The organism is Hyphomicrobium sp. (assembly GCF_019753045.1).
GTDB lineage: Bacteria > Pseudomonadota > Alphaproteobacteria > Rhizobiales > Hyphomicrobiaceae > Hyphomicrobium_B.
The window spans coordinates 58602-76108 of record NZ_JAIELN010000012.1; the positions used below are offsets into that span (position 1 = coordinate 58602).

The following is a 17507-nucleotide window of genomic DNA, read 5'->3' on the forward strand; positions in this document are numbered from 1 at the left end:
GAAGCAAAACATTAAGCCTCGGCAATTTCATAGTTGAGGGTGAGTGATGGCCGATATTGTAATCGTCAATCCGCGCTTCAACACGTCGTTCTGGGGTATGGAGAAATGTATGGGGCTGCTTGGCAAGCGAGCGAATCTGCCTGTCGCCTGCCTGCCTTTGCTCGCGGCTCTCGTTCCAAAGCACCACGACGTGACCATTGTCGACGAGAACATCGAAGACATCGACTTCGCTCGTCTCGCACGGGCCGACATGGTGTGCGTCACGGGCATGACTGTCCAGGGAACACGGATGCGGGAAATCCTAAAGGAGGTTCGCGCTCGCGGCGCCTTCACTGTCGTCGGCGGCCCGATGGCCACCGTCGAGCCGGAAGAACTGGAGGATCTCGCCGATGTTATTTTCGTCGGCGAAGCTGACCTTACGTGGCCGCAGTTCATCAATGAGTGGGAAGTCGGCCGTCATGCTTGCCGCTACGAGCAACACGACAAGACCGACATGACGACTTTGCCGCCGCCGCGGCTCGATCTCCTCAAATCGCAACATTATATGTTCGGGAGCATGCAGATCTCACGTGGGTGCCCGTTCACCTGCGAGTTTTGCGACATCATCGTCACCTTCGGGCGAAAACCGCGTTTGAAATCCACTCAGCAAGTGCTGGCGGAACTCGACGCCTACTATCGCGAAGGCATCAAAATCGTCTTCGTCGTCGACGACAACTTGATCGGCAACAAGAAGGCCATCAAGCCGATGTTGCGTGAGATCGCAAAATGGCAGGAAGACCATGCCTACTCGCTCACTCTCTTCACCGAAGCATCGTTGGATCTTGCGGAAGACGACGAGTTGATGAGCCTAATGGGGCGGGCCGGTTTTCAAAGTGTGTTCATTGGCATTGAAAGCCCTGATGAAGCGTCTCTCAAAGAAACGAAGAAACTTCAGAACGTGCGTGAAAGAGCGGGCACACTGACTGAACGCGTAAAACGCATTCAAGACAGCGGGATTGACGTCTGGTGCGGAATGATCGTCGGATTCGACAACGATAAGCCGGGGGCGTTCGATGTTCTTCCGGGGTTTCTAGCTGAAGCGAGGATCGCGAACGCTCTCATCGGCTTGCTACACGCTATACCGACTACGCCGCTGTTCGATCGCCTGAAAGCCGAGGGCAGATTGAATGACGCTGCAGGCAGCGAGAATTTTGGCACCAACGTCATTCCGCTCGGCATGTCGCCAGGCATGTTGCGGGAAGGTTTGACCAGAGTGACCGAGAATTCCTACTCAGCGGATGCCTACTTCCAGCGGCTCGATGCTTTGTTCGTCGATGGTGGCTTCAAGTTCGCGGCTCATCGACTCCCTTATTGGCGGAACCATCGGCTAGCGTGGGCAAAGAGCTGCCTTGAGGATTATGTGAAGTTCCTTGTGCTGGCGACGCGTCTTGTTCGCCGCGTCGAAGACAGAAGCTTGGCGCGCCGTTATCGCGCGCAGCTGCTCCGCGCCTTTCGAGCCCGCGCGTTTGAGCCTCAGCTGCTCTTTACCTACGCAGTGAAAACGGCAATGCACTATCATTACGATGCGATCGCGAAGAGCCTTTCGGCTTCAGCCGGCGGCCCGGTCCCGGAGTCGGTGCGCTCATTTTCGCGCGCACGTTCGCGCGATACCGCCGATCGGGTTACGACAGTCGGCAATCGCGCGGTGCATTAGGAGCGCTCGGCGCTCCAGACGCCTGAGCACAGACCCGAGGGACCGCTGCCCCTCCAAGTCCCGCCGGCTTGAAATTCACCGAACCGTCCGGTTCCATAGGCAATGCGTGGGCCAGCCACTGCATTCATCCGAGCCTGCCCGGAACCTGAAATTCGGCCTCCCAATTGAATTGGGTAAAATGCGAAAGATCCGCTGGTCGAGAAAATTCGGCCACCGGTTATCTCAAGTCCAATCTCGATGTAGCCGCAATGGCCGTTGGTCGTCTCGGCGACCATGCTCCAATATCCATCGTACCGGGCAGCGGTTGCGGGCGGAGCCGAATAGATGATTGCGGAAGCGGCCAACAGAGCGATGTTGCTCATACGATTGCCAATCATAGGAAATCTCCTACGTGCATCAATGCGATTTGTCCGGATGGCAAGGCGCGTCGAAACTCCGGAATCGAAAGCCTCTGCAAACCATCACCGACCTCGCTATTAGTTCGAACCACTAGCTGGCTGCGGCTGCCGCGCAATCCAACTTGCACATCAGAGGCGGGTTCCCTCCCCTCGTTCGCGAATGCCGGGACGTTTTCCGAGCTGATATTGTTGCTCAAGATCGCGAATGCATGACGAGCCGATCGCGGTTATTCCGTGTGCATCCTCGTCGGCCCTGTGCCTACAGGCAAGGCGCGACTGTGAGTGGAGAAAGACGGGCGGGTTACTGCATATCACCAGTGAGACTGAAATGAAGTGGACTATTATTTGCCCGAAATTCTCTGCAATTCGATTTCTGACATTGCTGCTCAACCTTGCGTTGGCACGCCATTCTGGCGCTGCGCCATTCCATTGCCCTCACCCTCGACGCGAGGACGAGAAGCCGGCCGTAGCCGCTCGCGCAGCGCTTGAAATGTTACGTAGAGGGACGGTATCGCGAAAATGCCGATGACGGACGCGAAGATCATTCCACCAAATACCGGCGTTCCGACGTCTCGTCGCGCAAGTTCCGAAGCGCCTGTTGCGATGACCAGCGGCAGCAGGCCGAGTATGAAAGCCAAGGACGTCATCATCACCGGCCGGAACCGCAAGCGGCTGCCTTCGGTGGCAGCCTCGCTGAGCTCGACGCCGCGTTCTCGTTGCTCCTTGGCGAATTCGACAATCAGAATGCCGTTCTTGGCGGCGAGTCCTATCAACACCACCATTCCGATCTGGCCATAGAGGTCGAGGGTCAGACCGCCGATGACGATCGCTGCAAAGGCCCCAAAGACACCGATGCTGACCGATAGCAGGACCGGAACCGGAATGACCCAGCTTTCATAGAGCGCGACGAGAAACAGATAAGCAAATAGCAGCGCGAACCCGAGAATGATCGGTGTCTTGCCCTCGGCGCGCTTCTGCTGAAATGCCGTGTCAGTCCATTCGCCTGCGTAACCCTCAGGCAGCGTGCGCGCAGCAACCTCCTCCATGGCGTTGAGAGCCTGTCCAGATGAAACGCCCGTTGCGGGGCTACCCTGAACCGTTGCTGCTCGGACATTGTTGTAGCGAATGATTGCCGGCGGTCCGATGACGGGGCGAACCTCCAGCAGACTACGCATCGAAATCATTTCGCCTTTCGCATTGCGCACATTGATCCGGTAAATATCGCTCACGCTTGTTCGATCAGCGGCGTCTGCCTGCACTTGGACTTGCCACGTCCGTCCATAGAGGTTCATGTTGTTGACGAAATACCCGCCGAGCGAAGCCTGCAGCGCTTGAAACACGTCGCTTAGCGACACGCCGAGAACCTGCACCTTGTCTCTGTCGATGTCGAGATACAGCGAGGGATTGGTCGCTGAATAGGTGCTGAACACGCGAGAGAGTTTCGGGTCTTGATTGGCGGCCACGAGGAGACCGCGCATTACCTGCGCCAAAGATTTCGGGTCGCTCCCGCGCAGATCTTTCAGCACGTACGTAAAGCCACCGCCGGAGCCAAGGCCGATGATTGGTGGGGGTGCCAACGGCACGACTGTACCGCCGACCAGCTCTCTAAATTTCGGTCCGAGCCGCGCGATCAGCGCGTGCGCTCCCTGCGAACGATCCTCCCGCTCGGAAAACGGCTTGAGCGTAACCACCATGAAGGCGGCGTTTGCCTGCGAATAGTTATCGATGAAATTGAGGCCGATAACCGAGGTAACATCTTCGACGGCCGGCTCCTCCTTCAGAATCGCCTCCGCGCGCTTCATGATATCAGTGGTGCGAACGACCGAGGCGCCGCCGGGAAGCTGAGCAATGACGAACAGCGCACCCTGGTCGTCTTCGGGTAAGAATCCGGTTGGCGTTATCTTCGCCAAGGCGACAATGCCGGCGGACGCAACGGCAACAAGAACCAAGCCGATCAGGGAGATACGAAGCATGCGTGCAACGCCGGCGCCATAGGCATCTCTGATATAATCGATCCCCCTCATCGCCGCGCCGATGATCCCCCTTCGAGGTCCGTGGTGCGGCTTCAATAGAATGCCGCACAATGCGGGCGAAAGCGTTAGCGCGTTGATTGCTGAGAGAAGCATCGATACCGCAATCGTCACCGCGAATTGCCGAAACAGCTCGCCGGAAATTCCCGGAATGAAGGCGACCGGCACGAACACGGAAAGGAGCACGAGCGTGATTGCTATGATCGGCGCCGTGATTTCCGCCATGGCGAGTTTTGTCGCCTCGGCGCTCGACAGTTCGGGACGCTCCTCCATGACGCGCTCGACGTTCTCAACCACCACGATCGCATCGTCGACGACGATACCGATCGCCAGCACCACAGCGAGCAACGACACGGTGTTCGCGGAATATCCGATTGCGAGCAGTACGATGAAAGCGCCGATCAAACTCACGGGCACGGCAAGAGTCGGTATCAACGTCGCCCGGATGCTGCCCAGGAAGAGATAGACAACGATAACCACCAGAATGAAGGCTTCGATCAGCGTCTTTTGTACTTCGTGGATCGTTTCGGTTACGAACTCGGTGGGATCGTAGGTGACTTTCCAGACCAGATCTGGCGGAAATCTTTTCTCCGCGTCCGCTATCTTCGCACGGACTTCCTTCAGGGTTGCGATCGCATTGGCGCCGGGGGCTTGGTAGATGGCGATCACGGCTGCGGGAGAGCCATTGAAGAGCGTTTCGCGATCGAGGTTGGCCGCCCCGAGTTCGAGACGAGCGACGTCACCAAGCCGCAATACCGAACCGTCGGGATTCGTTCGCAACACGATCTTCTCGAAATCCGCAACGTTGTTGAGGCGTCCCTTTGTCTGGATGTTGAGTTGTAGTTGTTGCTCGTTGGAGATCGGGCGGGCGCCGATACGCCCGACAGCGGCTTGAAGGTTTTGCGCGTGGATCGCGTTTATTATATCGCCGGTCGTAAGGTTCAGACCGGTTAGCCGGTCAGTCCGAACCCAAGCGCGCATGGCATAGTCCTGCGGCCCCCAAAGCGTGGCGTCACCGACGCCCGGCGTACTTTTGATCTGGTCGAGAAGGTTGATCGTGACATAGTTCGAGAGGAATAGCGGGTCATAGGTATGCTTCGGGGAATAGACCGCTAAGACACCAAGGAGTGCCGACGACTTTTTCTTTACCGAAACACCTTGCCGTTGAACCTCCGGCGGCAAACTCGAAAGCGCGACCTGGACTCTATTATTGACGTTGACGGTGTTGATGTCGGGATTGGTGCCGATTTCGAACGAGCAGATGAGCGTGTAGCTGCCGTCATCGCCGCTCACGCTCTTCATATAGATCATCTTGTCGACGCCGACGACCTGCGCCTCGATCGGCTGCGCAACAGTCGCATCGACGACCGATGAATTAGCGCCTGGGTACATTGTCGTAACCTGCACCTGCGGCGGAACGATATCGGGATACTGGGCGACCGGTATCGCATATAGCGCGAGCGCGCCGGCGATTGTGGTGACGATGGCAATGACGATTGCGAGGCGGGGACGGTCGACGAAGAGCGCGGAGAGCATCGGTCAACTCCGATCGGCGGTTCCGGGTAATGGTGTTGCGATGACCGATGATCCCGGACGGACCGACTGCAAGCCCTCCACAATCACCTTCTCTCCGCCCGATAGGCCTTCATCGACTATGATGTCGCTTCCACTCTCGCCCCCTGTCTTAATCCGCCGGACCGATGCTTTGCCGTCATCGACGACGAAGACGTAAACGCCTTGCTGATCTGCAATGAGAGCCGCCTGAGGGACGACGACTTTTTCCTTAGGCTCGCCAGATTGAATGGCAACGCGCACCAGCTGTCCGTCGATCAACGCGCCGGTGGGATTGGGGAACTTGGCACGTACGAGGACGGTGTCGGTCGAGCGATTCACCGTGACGTCTACAAAATCGATGGTGCCTTGGTGGTCATAGGTACGGAGATCGGCGAAGCGCAAGGTCGCCTTAAGTTGCGTGACGTCGAGATCGCGCCCGCTCTGCTGCACTCGCAAAAATTCACGTTGACTGACCGGGAACGTAACGTACATCGGATCTTGGCTGACAATGACCGTCAGCGGACCGGTCTCCGGGCTAACGACATTTCCTTTGGTCACGCTCGTTCGGCCGATTTTTCCGGCGATCGGTGCTGTGATTTCCGTGTATCCAAGGTTGATCTTGGCCGTATCGAGAGCCGCTTCGTTGACGAGAATGTTTCCCTTGGCTTGATCGTCCGCTGCGAGTGCCTGGTCTCGCGCAACAGCGGTGCCGGCGTTTTTCTCGTAGAGCTCGCTCGCGCGTTTGAGCTGAACCTCACTCAAGACCTTGGCGGCTTTACTCCGCTCCAACGCCCCCGCAGATTCGTTCACCGCCGCTTTAAAGAGCCCGCTCTCGATCCGGTAGAGAGGCGCGCCGACATCGACCATGTCGCCTTCTTTAAACAGAACTGCTTCCAAGTAACCTGTAATTCGCGCCCTAACCTCGACACGGTCGATCGCTTCAACGCGCCCTACAAAATCGAGAGCGGATGACACGGGTTTCCGCTCGGCGCTCGCAACGCCGACGGAAATTTTCTCGGATTCGCCTTGTTGTGCGCGAGCCTGTTGTGCATGCGCTTGGGAGGCCGCCATGCACATGGCCACGACCGCGATATTGGCAAGGCGCATTTCGGCCTCCCTTCAAATTATCGCCGACTGAATGACGTGTTCTGCCGAACTTTTATATTTTCGTGGACCAATCCTTCGCCTAACAATACGCCGTTGACGGTGCCGGGTCACTCACTCGTATCAAGTGTCGTCGCACACGGTTACTGTCCTCGCCCCTGCACAAAGATCCTCCTCTTCCGCCGCCGCTTGAAAGTGGACGGACGATAAACGCCGCACAGGGATGAAGCGGAAATACCGCCATGGGCCCCTACAGCACTAGGCAACTACGACGCCGGAGGCGACGGTCGTAACGGCAATGCTCGGCTGTGGCTGCCCATGACGGATGCTTCTCGATTAATGTGGCTCGGGAATAAATTTGAAGGGATAGGCGTCGCCGGAATCGTCGACATGCCTCTTCGGCAGCTTGACCTTCTCGCGCTTGATTTCGACATAGGGAATTCGGCTCAGAAGATGTTCGATAATGTTCAGCCGCGTTCGCTTTTTGTCATCTGATCGCGCCACATACCACGGTGCCCACGCAGTGTCGGTCGCCGAGAACATCTCATCTCTGGCACGGGAATAGTCGTCCCAGTGGGTGTAGGATTTCAGATCCATCTTTGATAGCTTCCAGATCTTTCGACCGTCATCGATGCGCGCCTCAAGCCGCTTCGTTTGCTCGTCAGGGCTTACCTCCAGCCAATACTTGATGAGAACGACGCCGGAGTCGACAATCGCTTTCTCCACCTCCGGCACGACCTTTAGGAAGCGCTGTGCCTGTTCCTCCGTACAGAAACCCATCACACGCTCGACGCCCGCGCGATTGTACCAACTGCGATCGAAGATCACGATCTCACCGCCCGCTGGAAGGTGAGGTAGATAGCGCTGAATGTACATTTGGCTCTTCTCGCGGTCCGTCGGGGCGGGAAGCGCCACCACGCGAAAGATGCGCGGACTTACTCTTGCTGTTATGGCCTTGATGGTGCCGCCTTTGCCGGCCCCGTCACGTCCCTCGAATACGACGCAGACCTTCTGGCCCTTGTGGCGAACCCATTCCTGCAACTTGACGAGTTCGACGTGAAGCTTCTCAAGCTCGCGCTCGTAGTCCTTGCGCTTGAGCTTCACATTGTGTGACGTCGCTTCTTCGAACGAATGAGCTTTAGCGTCTTTGCCGTGTTCCATGTGAGTCCTCAGCCGAACCGAGTGCCCAACCGTCGCCAATTCCAAGCCCGTGCCGATTGTGACTGATAAAGGCCGCGCTTGAAACAACTCTTCATGTTTTTCGCTATTAATTCGCTATTGCGCCGCGGGAAGCTATGAGAGGCGGCCGCCTAAACTTGTGGAGTCAGATAGAAAGCAAGACCAAGGATCAGGTAAACGGCGAGTAGTTGAACGCCTTTTAACCAATCCGACCGGCCATCGCTTGCGACTTGCCCTGTAATCACTACCGCCACAAACACAGCAAGCAGCAAGCCCTTCCCGAACAGAAGATCCATGGGCTGCGGTCCAACAAGCAAGCTCGCCAGAACAAGGACTGGCGCCACGAACAGTGCGACTTGAATGCTCGAACCAATCGCAATCGATAAGCTGAGATCCATTCGGTTCCTTACTGCTGCTGTAATAGCGGTTGAATGCTCGGCGGCATTTCCGATTATGGCGATGACGAACACGCCAACGAATATATTGCTCAGTCCGAACGCGTGCGCGGTCGGCTCGACCGTGCCAACGAGGATCTCGCTCAGCCACGCAATTGCAACGGTGCAGACTGCAAGGACCAAGAGCGATTGCGCGAGCGTCCAGGACTCAGCTTGCTCGCCATTCTCCGATGCCTTGGCCCCACGAAAAAATGTCGGATGAGTCCATAGGGAGAATACGAGAAACATGGCGTAGACAGCCAAAAGGACGAGAGATATCGAAATGCTCAGCGCGCGCTCGCCTCCCGCATACTGCTCTCCCACCAGAACACTGTAGGCGGCGGGAATGACGAGCGCGATGACCGCTAAGGTCAGCATCGTTGCCTCGGCGCGGGCGCCGGCAAGATTGAAATTCTGTTCGCGATAGCGCAGGCCGCCAGCCAGCATGGAAGCGCCAAGCACAAGAAGAATGTTCCCCACGATCGATCCTACAATCGTCGCCTTGACGACATCTTGAAGGCCGGCGCGCAAGGCGGCGAGAGCAATGATCAATTCCGCGGCGTTTCCGAATGTAGCATTGAGGAGTCCCCCAACGCCTTCGCCGGCCCGATCCGCAAGCTGCTCAGTGGCGCGCCCGAGCCATCCAGCCAAGGGAAGTATACCGATCGCCGCCGAAGCGAAGATCAGCGCATAGTGGCCCGGGGCGAAGTGGTTAAGCGCGATTGCGACAGGGCCAAAGACCAGCAACCAATTCGGCATCGTTTGTCTCCCCGGTTGGCGATAGTCACGGACGCCTGTCCTCCCAATCGACCCAGTCGACAGGATAGGTATCCAGGTAGGCGCTGACGGCTGCGCCGACAGTTGGAAAGAACGACTGCTCACCGAGCGTTGTGAGCAATCCGAAGCGCTTCAACTTGTCTTTGACGGGATCTTTCAACTCCGCAAACAAAAGCTCTATGCCGGCCTCTCGCAGGGTGCTGTCCAGTTCCGCCACCACGTCCGCCGCGGTGACGTCGACGCTTGTTACCGGCTCCGCTGCGACGACCACCCACCGCACCGGCGTCCGTGAATTCTCGACGGAGGCAATCACACTTTGCTGAAACAGCTCCGCGTTTGCGAAAAACAAAGGTGCGTCCCAGCGGAAGAGCACGAGACCCGGGACCTGCCGGGCCTGCGGGTAGCGAACGACGTCGTGGTAGCCTTTGACGCCTTCCGCCCGGCCGAGAATGGCGAAGTGGGGCCGCCACGCATCCCAGAGGAATTCGATGACCGCCACGATCACAGCGAGCGCGATTCCCTGGATGGCACCGAACACGGCGACGCCAGCAAAGCATAGCATCGACAGCCAGAACTCCCACTTCTGCATGTGATAAATGCGGATCAAATCTTTGACCTCAATCAGCCCAATGGCCGACGCGATCACGACCGCGGCAAGTGCGCTCATGGGCAGGTGCTGAAGCAAATTCGGTGCGGCGATGATGAGAAGGGCCACAGCGATGGCGCCTACGACCCCCGTCATTTGCGTCTTTGCGCCAGCTGCCTCTGCGACCGGTGTACGAGAGGAACTGCTGCTAATGGGAAAGCCTTGAAAGAAGCCCGTTGCGAAGTTTGCCGCTCCGAGGCCTATGAGTTCCTGATTGGGATTCACGTAGGTTCGCGTACGCGCGGCGTAGGCGCGCGACAGGACACTCGTATCGGCAAAGGAAATGAGAGCGACGGCGAGGCCCCCGGACAGAACCGCCGAAAAATCCGCGGTTGAGATCCACGGCACTTCGAACGCAGGCAGTCCCTGCGGTAATGGCCCCAGAACGGATACGCCTGCGTTCTCGGACAGGCCGAAGATTCCCACGACGGCCGTCGCGCCGATAACGGCGATCAATATTCCGGGGACGACCTTGAATCGCTTGAGGATGAAGATCACAGCCAGGGTTGCGGCTCCGACGCCGAAGGCAACCCAGTTCACGCGTCCGTTGATTATGCCGTTACCGATCGCCCAGATATCCCGCAGCGGACCAACGCCTTCGACTGAGAAACCCAGAAATTTTGGCAGCTGGCTTAGCAAGACGGTCAAAGCGATGCCGTTCATGTAGCCGTAGCGGATTGGCTTCGAGAGAAGCTCCGTCACGAAGCCAAGCCTGGCCAATCCCGCTCCGATGCAAACAATGCCCGACACGATGGCCATCGCGCTCGCAAGGGCCACTGCGCGCATTGAATCGCCTGCCGAAAGGGGCAGTACGACAGCAAGAATGACGGCGGCGAGCGATGAATCCGGTCCAAGCACGAGAATGCGGCTCGGACCGAATAGGGCGTACACGAACAACGGGACGATGGTCGCATATAAGCCGTAGATTCCCGGCACGCCCGACGCGACGGCATAGGCAATACCGACAGGCACGAGCATCGTGGTGAGCACCAAACCGGCCACGATGTCATGCCGCAGCCAACCGCGATCGTACCCCTGCAGCATTCTAATGCCGGGAAGCCTACGTTTCAGGCCTGACTGATCAATAGCGTCGCGCCGAAGCGATAATCGGCCTTTTCTGGATGCGGGCGCGGCCGGATCAATGTTCATCTCTGGCGCCCTGAAAGCGCAGTCCAACAATCGATTTGCAAACTGCCGTTTCACAATTGCGCTGTTGGGAAGCGGCCGCAAGAGGGAGATGCTTTGTTGCACTTCTCATCGGAGCCATCTCGCAATGCACAAGCGAACTCCGCTCGCGAGAACTCCTGAATGGATGGAAAAAGGCATTCAGCGCTCGCCCAACGCACCCAAATTTGATAATTAGTATTTGTACTGTATTTTAATCAATCGATTGCGAGTGACCTTCACGGAAGAAGATCGCTTCGAAAATAAGATGGGCGATTCACTCAACTGCAGTGCGGACAAGTTTGGAATCTCGTGGCAATGCCGGGCTCTCGGTCATGGCGACCAACGATCGTTAACCAGCAGATTTTATCGCGCCATGAGCTGCGAACTTCCGTTAGCTATTTATCGCTCTCCTAATCTTGATTTCGATCGACGTCGGCATATGCTTCAAAAACTTCGTATGCCGGTGGATCAATTGGAGCAACCGGACATGCCCGATTCAGCGATCTCAGCCGTCCGAACGCCAAACAACACGTGGCCTCTCAACTTCGCCCACGACGCGTGGGCGTATTCGATCGATGCCTGGCAGCGGAGCATTCTCATTCTCGATGCGCTTGAGCAAAATGCGGCCGCGGCTCCAACGGTGCAAACAGTCAGAAGTTCGAAGCATCACTGAGAAAGCAGCTTTCCGCCGGCCGAAGACAGAAGGAGAAGGTAGCATGCCTGGACTGTTGCGACCCGAAGATCTGCAGATGATCGCATCCGACGCGGAAATGGAAGAGCTGAAGCGCGAGCAAAAGCTCAGTCAAAGCCATAAACAGCAGCAACGCGAACTGCGCGAAGCCTTCATGTCGCGCAAAGTCGCGCCTGAGGCGGTCGAGCGCATAAACAACGCCGTGCGCATCGCAGCTCAAAACGGACATCATCACCTACAGGTCATTACGTTCCCGGCGCACTACTGTAGCGACGGCGGACGGCGCATCAACATAGCGGATCCCGAATGGCCGACGTCGCTAACCGGATTCGCCAAGGATGCGTTCGAATTCTACGACGTGCAATTGCGGCCACTTGGGTACAAGCTTCGCGCAGAGATCGTAAGTTTTCCCGGTGGAATGCCTGGGGAGGTGGCGCTCTCCATCGTGTGGTAACCTTTTCAAAGGAGAGAGGTTAAAGCGAGCATGATCGACGCTGCATCGCTGAACCTCCTCATGGGAAAAAAGGCGCTGGTCACCGGCATCGCAAACGATCAGTCGATTGCTTGGGGATGCGCCAAGGCTTTTCGGTTCTTCGGCGCCGATGTCGCAATCACCTATCTCAATGACCGGGCCAAGCCCCACGTCGAGCCTCTCGCTAAAGAGATCGATGCCCCTATCTTCATGCGGCTTGACGTGCAACAGGAGGGCCAGCTCGAGCGAGTATTCGAAACAATAGACAAGGAATGGGGCAGGCTTGATCTTTGTGTTCATTCGATCGCGTTCGCGCCGAAGGAAGACTTGCAGGGGCGCGTTGTCGATTGTTCCAAAGACGGCTTTCTTCAAGCGATGGAAATCTCGTGCTGGTCATTCATCAGAATGGCGAAACTCTCCGAGCCCTTGATGAAATCCGGCGGAGCCCTGTTCACGATGACCTATTACGGCTCGCAAATGGTGGTCGAGCATTACAACATCATGGGACCGGTGAAGGCTGCTCTCGAATCCGCGACGCGCTACATGGCCGCCGAACTCGGACCGAAAGGCATCAGAGTTCACGCGATATCTCCCGGTCCGCTGAAGACACGCGCCGCCTCAGGCATCACCGAATTCGATAAGCTTCTTCGAAAAGCACAATCGAAGGCGCCGAGCCGCAGTCTGGTCTCGATCGATGACGTTGGCATTGCCGTCGCGTTTCTCGGCATGGACGGAGCTAAGCTGATCACAGGCGAGACGCTGTTCATCGATGGCGGATACCATATCATTGATTAGATCGAGCCGCCGATGAGGCTGGCTGCGATTCATTCGAACGCGAGTGAGACTGGCGCTCAGCAAAATTGACAATTTTGTAATCTTCTAATCCTTGCGCTGAGCATTCAGTTGCTCCCTCGCAACCTCATCTGTCCCGAACAAAAATCGGGAAAACTTTCCACTCCGTCGGGTTCGGCGCGTTTGCCAAACTGGCCTAGCTGAACTGTCGATTCTCGTTTGCCAAAAACCGGGGAAGGCAAAGAGCAAAATCGATAACTCTGCTGCGTGATGTTCTCCTGTTCGGGACAAGATCGAAGCAGTCAGGATGGGGGACGGCATGAGGCATCCGACTTTCGCCTTGGCGACAGTGGTCGCATTATGCGCGGCGGTAGAAATCGCAGGGCCGGCGATCGCACAAGATGCGGGAGGGCCGCCATCCACATCCGCGCCGGCGCCGTCCACATCTGCTCCAGCGCCTGCCGGGGGCGCCACAACGCCGAGCACAACTCTTCCGGAAGTCCAAGTCATTCAGCAAAAAAAGCCGAAGCCGGGGCCTTCCAAACACGTGACCAAAGCGCCAAAGGAGGCGAAGCCGATCCCCTCCGTGCAAGTGAGCAAACCTCCCGCGAAAAAGCCTGCTCCAGTTGCGGCCGCGGCTGCCGTTGCGCCACCGGCAGCTGCTCCACCGCCGGTCGCGCCGCCACCGGCTGTCGAATCCGATACGGAAGGCGTATCGCAGGGCGTGACGTATGAGGTTGCTCCTGGTCCGAGCACCGTGAAGATGTCGCCGATCAGCGGTAGTGAGATTCCGATCGAGAAAGTGCCGGGCGGCGTCAGCACCATCTCCGCAGGCGAGATCGCACGGCTTAAGGCGGATTATGTGCCAGACGCGCTAGCGCACTATGTGCCTGGCGTGATCCTCAGTGACGTCCAAGGAAACGTCTTCCAGAACAACGTCGACTATCGAGGCTTCACTTCATCGCCGGTCGATGGCGTGCCGCAAGGACTTGCCGTCTACCAGAATGGCGTCCGCATCAATGAAGCCTTCGGGGATACGGTCAATTACGACTTTCTGCCAGCCGTCGCCATCAACCACATGGCGATCTTGAGCGGCAACCCCGTCTACGGCTTGAACGCGATTGGCGGCGCGCTGACGATCGACATGAAGGACGGATTCAATTATCAGGGTTTGGAGACGGATGCGCGCTTCGGATCTTTCGGCCGGGCGCAGGGCTCCATTCAGGACGGCATGCAGTTTGGCAACTGGGCGACCTACATTGCGCTCGAAGATATTCACGATGACGGTTACCGCGATTTCGGAACGTCGGATATTCGCCGGATGTATGCCGATCTCGGTGTGAGAGGCGATGGTTCCGAGTTTCATATCAACTTTACCGGCGCCGATAACACCTTTGGCGCCGCGGCTGCATCCCCTATCGAGCTGTTGGATGAACGGTGGAGCAAGATCTTTACATCCCCGCAATCGACAACCAATCAAATGGAGATGGTGTCCGTCAACGGGAAGGTGAAAGCTTCCGACACTTGGGACTTGGCCGGCGTCGCCTACTATCGCCACTTCAATCAGCAGCATGTCGACGGAAACATTTCCAACGCGAGTCCCTGTCCCATCTTGCCCTCCGGCACGACGACTGGAGCATGCTTCCAGAATCTCGATGGCACCAACACCCTGCTGAGCGATACCAATGGCAATACAATCCTCTTGCCGAATGACCTCACGGGCCTCGGCGAAATTGACCGAACATCCATCGATGCGAACAGCTTCGGCGTTTCGCTTCAGGCTGTAGACAAGGAAAGGCTCTTTGATCGTCACAATCAGTTCTTGGTGGGAGCGAGCATCGATCACGGCAACGTGTCGTTTCGATCTTCCGCCGAGCTTGGATTTTTCCGACCGAATTTCATCGTAAGCGGAGGTGCCGGGTTTGTCGGACCTGTCGCCCAGGGATGCGATCTCACTGCTTCCGGAGACCCCGCCGACGGGTGCACTCCCAATGGAGCGACCGCTCTATCCGACATTCGGCCCGTCAATATTTCGACGACGAACACGTACTACGGCATATTCTTCCTCGACACGTTCGACGCGACGGATCGATTGGCTCTGACCGTGGGCGGTCGATTCAATATCGCCGACCTCCGTATCCATGATGAAACCGGTTTGGCCCCGAACCTCAACAGTTCCCCCACCTATACGCACTTCAATCCGGTGGCGGGTGGCACATATAAGCTCTTCGACGGGATTTCGGTTTACGCCGGCTATTCGAAAGCCAATCGCGCTCCGGTTCCGGCAGAACTCGCCTGCGCAGATCCCAATCAACCGTGTCTTCTGCCGAGCTTCTTGACCTCGGATCCGCCGTTGAAGCAGGTCGTCTCGAATACGTGGGAGGCGGGCTTCAGAGGTGAAAACACAAATATTCTGACACACGAAAAGGTGAGCTGGAGTCTCGGCTATTTCCGCACAACGAATAATGACGACATCACAGAGGTCGCATCAGCCATCATCGGGCGCAGTTCGTTCGCCAACGCCGGAGAAACGCTGCGGCAAGGCCTCGAGGCGCAGCTGAATTATTGGTCGGGAGGGCTTTTCACCTACATGGGATACAATTTTGTCGAAGCCACTTTTCAGAACGATCTGACCCTTCCCTCACCCTTCAACCCCGCGGCCGATGCGGATGGAAATATCTTCGTCCATCCCGGAGATCGCATTCCGGGCGTGCCGGCCCACAAGTTCAAAGCTGGCTTCGATTACGGTCTAACGCCGCGTTGGAGAGCAGGAGCCGATCTGATCGCTGCAAGCAACCAGATCTTCTTTGGCGACGCGTCCAATCAGAATGAGCCGCTTGGCGGTTATGCAAAAGTCAACTTGCATACCTCCTACGATGTGACCAAAAACATTCAGATCTACGGGCTCGTGGACAACCTCTTCGACCGGCACTACGGCGCTTACGGAACCTTCTTCGATGTTGAGGAAACCAACGACAGCGGCGCGGCGCTCGGCAGCATTACTTTTTCGAATCCACGCACTATTGTACCGGCTCCGCCAATTACGGCGTACGGCGGCATAAAATTCAAGTTCAACTAAGCTCCGCCAAAGGGGGAACCAACATGCTGACCCGATATATCTTGGTCGTTGCCATGCTCTTCTCTTGCGGCGCCGAGCCGGCTTTGGCGGCGCTGAAGCCCGGCGATAAGGCGCCGATGTTCAAAGCGCATGCCTCACAAGGCGGCAAAGAATTCACGTTCTCGCTTGCCGAGGCGCTGAAAAAGGGACCTGTCGTCGTCTACTTCTATCCGCAGGCTTTCACGTCGGGCTGCACCGTCGAAGCGCACGAGTTCGCGGAGGCGATGGAGAAATTCAATGCCCTCGGCGCGTCAGTCATTGGCGTCAGCAACGACGACATCGCAACGCTCAATAAGTTTTCGACATCGGAATGCCGTAGCAAGTTTCCGGTCGCGGCAGACAAGGATCAGCGGATCATGACGGCCTACGATTCCGTGATGATGGGCTTCTTGCCGTATGCAAACCGCACATCGTACGTCGTCACGCCGGATGGGCGGATCTCGTACGAATACACGTCGCTCGATCCATCAGACCACGTGAAAAATACGCTGGCTGCAATCCAGAGCTGGAAGACAAAGCACGAGTAGCCGCGCGCTCTCGTTCTTAGCTCTCAGCCGGCCCTGATCACCGAAACGCCCGCTTCTTCGAGCGCATCGGCGATTGCCTGGGGCGGCTCGGACTCAGTGACGACACGATGCACAGCTTCCAGCGGCGCGACCTTGATGAGGCCGCCGCGGCCGAATTTCGACGCATCGGCGAGCACCGTGACGGAACGCGATTGCGTGATCATCGCGCGTGCGACATCCGCTTCTCTCAAATCGAAATCGAGGATGCCCACCGTCTCGATCGAGCCGACGGCAAGCACGGCGTGGATGGCATGAAACTGGCTGATTTGATCGATGGCCAGCGGGCCCAGATTCTCAGTGCTTTCAGCGCGATACTCGCCGCCGATCAAAAACGTCGAGTTGGAGGTGCCGCGCGCCGCCAGTGCCGCAATCGCCGCGGAATTGGTGATGACGGTCAGACCGCTTGCCATCGCGAGCTCTTCCGCAAACAGCAATGTCGTCGTTCCGGTATCGACGAACAGGGTATCGCCGGGCTCAAAGAGTTGTATGGCGCGCCGTGCAATAGCGCGCTTGGCATCGGCATGCTCCAGGAGGCGCCCCTGAAACGATCCCTCGATGTCCGCCTCGGGAGCCCCCCGAGGCTCGGCAAGGGTCGCCCCACCATGGATTTTGCGAACGCGGCCGCGCTCCGCCAGATCCGTTAGATCCCGCCGGATCGTTTCCCTTGAAGTTCCAAGGAGTTCCGCCAGCGCATCGACGGTTACCCGCTCGCGCTCGCGAACCATTTGCTCAATTCGTTCACGCCTTATGTTAGGCCGCATTGCATTCTGCCCGTTCGGTCATTTTATTTGACTGTTCAGCCATTCTATTGGAGCATGCCACAGATATTTCGCCCATACGGGCAAAATGTTGACGATGTCGGTCCGAGTTAACAACTGGGGGTTGG

Annotated in this window: 13 protein-coding genes; 6 read left to right on the top strand and 7 right to left on the bottom strand. The window is 57.4% G+C overall.

The features are described 5' to 3' along the window. The first annotated feature begins 46 nt into the window (after window positions 1-46). Window positions 47-1693: a radical SAM protein gene (locus K2Q04_RS14405; RefSeq protein WP_291165097.1), complete on the top strand. Its 1647-nt coding sequence runs from the start codon at window positions 47-49 to the stop codon at window positions 1691-1693. On the opposite strand, the gene K2Q04_RS14410 is transcribed toward K2Q04_RS14405, so the two are convergent. The 6 genes from K2Q04_RS14410 to sulP form a co-directional block, all read right to left on the bottom strand. After that, window positions 1690-2070: a hypothetical protein gene (locus tag K2Q04_RS14410; protein ID WP_291165100.1), complete on the bottom strand. Its 381-nt coding sequence runs from the start codon at window positions 2068-2070 to the stop codon at window positions 1690-1692. The two genes, K2Q04_RS14405 and K2Q04_RS14410, sit on opposite strands and share 4 nt — an antisense overlap. 407 nt (window positions 2071-2477) lie before the next feature. Then, window positions 2478-5657 (bottom strand): multidrug efflux RND transporter permease subunit, encoded by a 3180-nt coding sequence (locus K2Q04_RS14415; RefSeq protein ID WP_291165103.1) that lies wholly within the window; start codon window positions 5655-5657, stop codon window positions 2478-2480. A 3-nt stretch (window positions 5658-5660) separates the two neighbouring features. Further along, window positions 5661-6746 (bottom strand): efflux RND transporter periplasmic adaptor subunit, encoded by a 1086-nt coding sequence (locus K2Q04_RS14420; RefSeq protein WP_291165532.1) that lies wholly within the window; start codon window positions 6744-6746, stop codon window positions 5661-5663. A gap of 369 nt (window positions 6747-7115) precedes the next feature. After that, the gene (ppk2, locus tag K2Q04_RS14425) at window positions 7116-7940 is read right to left on the bottom strand and encodes a polyphosphate kinase 2 (RefSeq protein WP_291165106.1); all 825 of its coding nucleotides are present in this window, start codon (window positions 7938-7940) and stop codon (window positions 7116-7118) included. A gap of 149 nt (window positions 7941-8089) precedes the next feature. Further along, window positions 8090-9151: a calcium/proton exchanger gene (cax, locus tag K2Q04_RS14430; protein ID WP_291165109.1), complete on the bottom strand. Its 1062-nt coding sequence runs from the start codon at window positions 9149-9151 to the stop codon at window positions 8090-8092. Between the two features lie 25 nt (window positions 9152-9176). Continuing rightward, a complete protein-coding gene (gene sulP, locus K2Q04_RS14435) occupies window positions 9177-10859 on the bottom strand; it encodes a sulfate permease (protein WP_291165112.1) in 1683 nt (560 codons plus the stop codon). A 610-nt stretch (window positions 10860-11469) separates the two neighbouring features. On the opposite strand from sulP, the gene K2Q04_RS14440 reads away from it, so the two are divergent. The 5 genes from K2Q04_RS14440 to K2Q04_RS14460 all read left to right on the top strand — a co-directional run bounded on the left by K2Q04_RS14440 (window position 11470) and on the right by K2Q04_RS14460 (window position 16582). After that, window positions 11470-11655: a hypothetical protein gene (locus K2Q04_RS14440; RefSeq protein ID WP_291165115.1), complete on the top strand. Its 186-nt coding sequence runs from the start codon at window positions 11470-11472 to the stop codon at window positions 11653-11655. Window positions 11656-11698: 43 nt separating this feature from the next. Then, the gene (locus tag K2Q04_RS14445; RefSeq protein ID WP_291165118.1) at window positions 11699-12127 is read left to right on the top strand and encodes a hypothetical protein; all 429 of its coding nucleotides are present in this window, start codon (window positions 11699-11701) and stop codon (window positions 12125-12127) included. A gap of 30 nt (window positions 12128-12157) precedes the next feature. Then, complete coding sequence (gene fabI / locus K2Q04_RS14450) at window positions 12158-12940, top strand: enoyl-ACP reductase FabI (RefSeq protein ID WP_291165121.1); 783 nt, start codon at window positions 12158-12160, stop codon at window positions 12938-12940. Between the two features lie 544 nt (window positions 12941-13484). Beyond that, the gene (locus K2Q04_RS14455) at window positions 13485-16016 is read left to right on the top strand and encodes a TonB-dependent receptor (protein ID WP_291165123.1); all 2532 of its coding nucleotides are present in this window, start codon (window positions 13485-13487) and stop codon (window positions 16014-16016) included. Window positions 16017-16039: 23 nt separating this feature from the next. Beyond that, on the top strand, window positions 16040-16582 hold the full coding sequence (locus K2Q04_RS14460) for a peroxiredoxin (RefSeq protein ID WP_291165126.1): 543 nt from the start codon (window positions 16040-16042) through the stop codon (window positions 16580-16582). A gap of 23 nt (window positions 16583-16605) precedes the next feature. Here K2Q04_RS14460 and K2Q04_RS14465 read toward each other — a convergent pair whose 3' ends face one another. After that, window positions 16606-17382 carry a DeoR/GlpR family DNA-binding transcription regulator gene (locus K2Q04_RS14465; RefSeq protein WP_291165129.1) on the bottom strand — a complete coding sequence of 259 codons (777 nt, stop codon included), beginning with the start codon at window positions 17380-17382 and terminating at the stop codon, window positions 16606-16608. Between the last annotated feature and the right edge of the window lie 125 nt (window positions 17383-17507).

Coding starts and splice junctions, on each gene's coding strand:
- K2Q04_RS14405 (WP_291165097.1), top strand. CDS start 47: ATGGCCGATATTGTAATCGTCAATCCGCGCTTCAACACGTCGTTCTGG.
- K2Q04_RS14410 (WP_291165100.1), bottom strand. CDS start 2,070: ATGATTGGCAATCGTATGAGCAACATCGCTCTGTTGGCCGCTTCCGCA.
- K2Q04_RS14415 (WP_291165103.1), bottom strand. CDS start 5,657: ATGCTCTCCGCGCTCTTCGTCGACCGTCCCCGCCTCGCAATCGTCATT.
- K2Q04_RS14420 (WP_291165532.1), bottom strand. CDS start 6,746: ATGGCGGCCTCCCAAGCGCATGCACAACAGGCTCGCGCACAACAAGGC.
- ppk2 (WP_291165106.1), bottom strand. CDS start 7,940: ATGGAACACGGCAAAGACGCTAAAGCTCATTCGTTCGAAGAAGCGACG.
- cax (WP_291165109.1), bottom strand. CDS start 9,151: ATGCCGAATTGGTTGCTGGTCTTTGGCCCTGTCGCAATCGCGCTTAAC.
- sulP (WP_291165112.1), bottom strand. CDS start 10,859: ATGCTGCAGGGGTACGATCGCGGTTGGCTGCGGCATGACATCGTGGCC.
- K2Q04_RS14440 (WP_291165115.1), top strand. CDS start 11,470: ATGCCCGATTCAGCGATCTCAGCCGTCCGAACGCCAAACAACACGTGG.
- K2Q04_RS14445 (WP_291165118.1), top strand. CDS start 11,699: ATGCCTGGACTGTTGCGACCCGAAGATCTGCAGATGATCGCATCCGAC.
- fabI (WP_291165121.1), top strand. CDS start 12,158: ATGATCGACGCTGCATCGCTGAACCTCCTCATGGGAAAAAAGGCGCTG.
- K2Q04_RS14460 (WP_291165126.1), top strand. CDS start 16,040: ATGCTGACCCGATATATCTTGGTCGTTGCCATGCTCTTCTCTTGCGGC.
- K2Q04_RS14465 (WP_291165129.1), bottom strand. CDS start 17,382: ATGCGGCCTAACATAAGGCGTGAACGAATTGAGCAAATGGTTCGCGAG.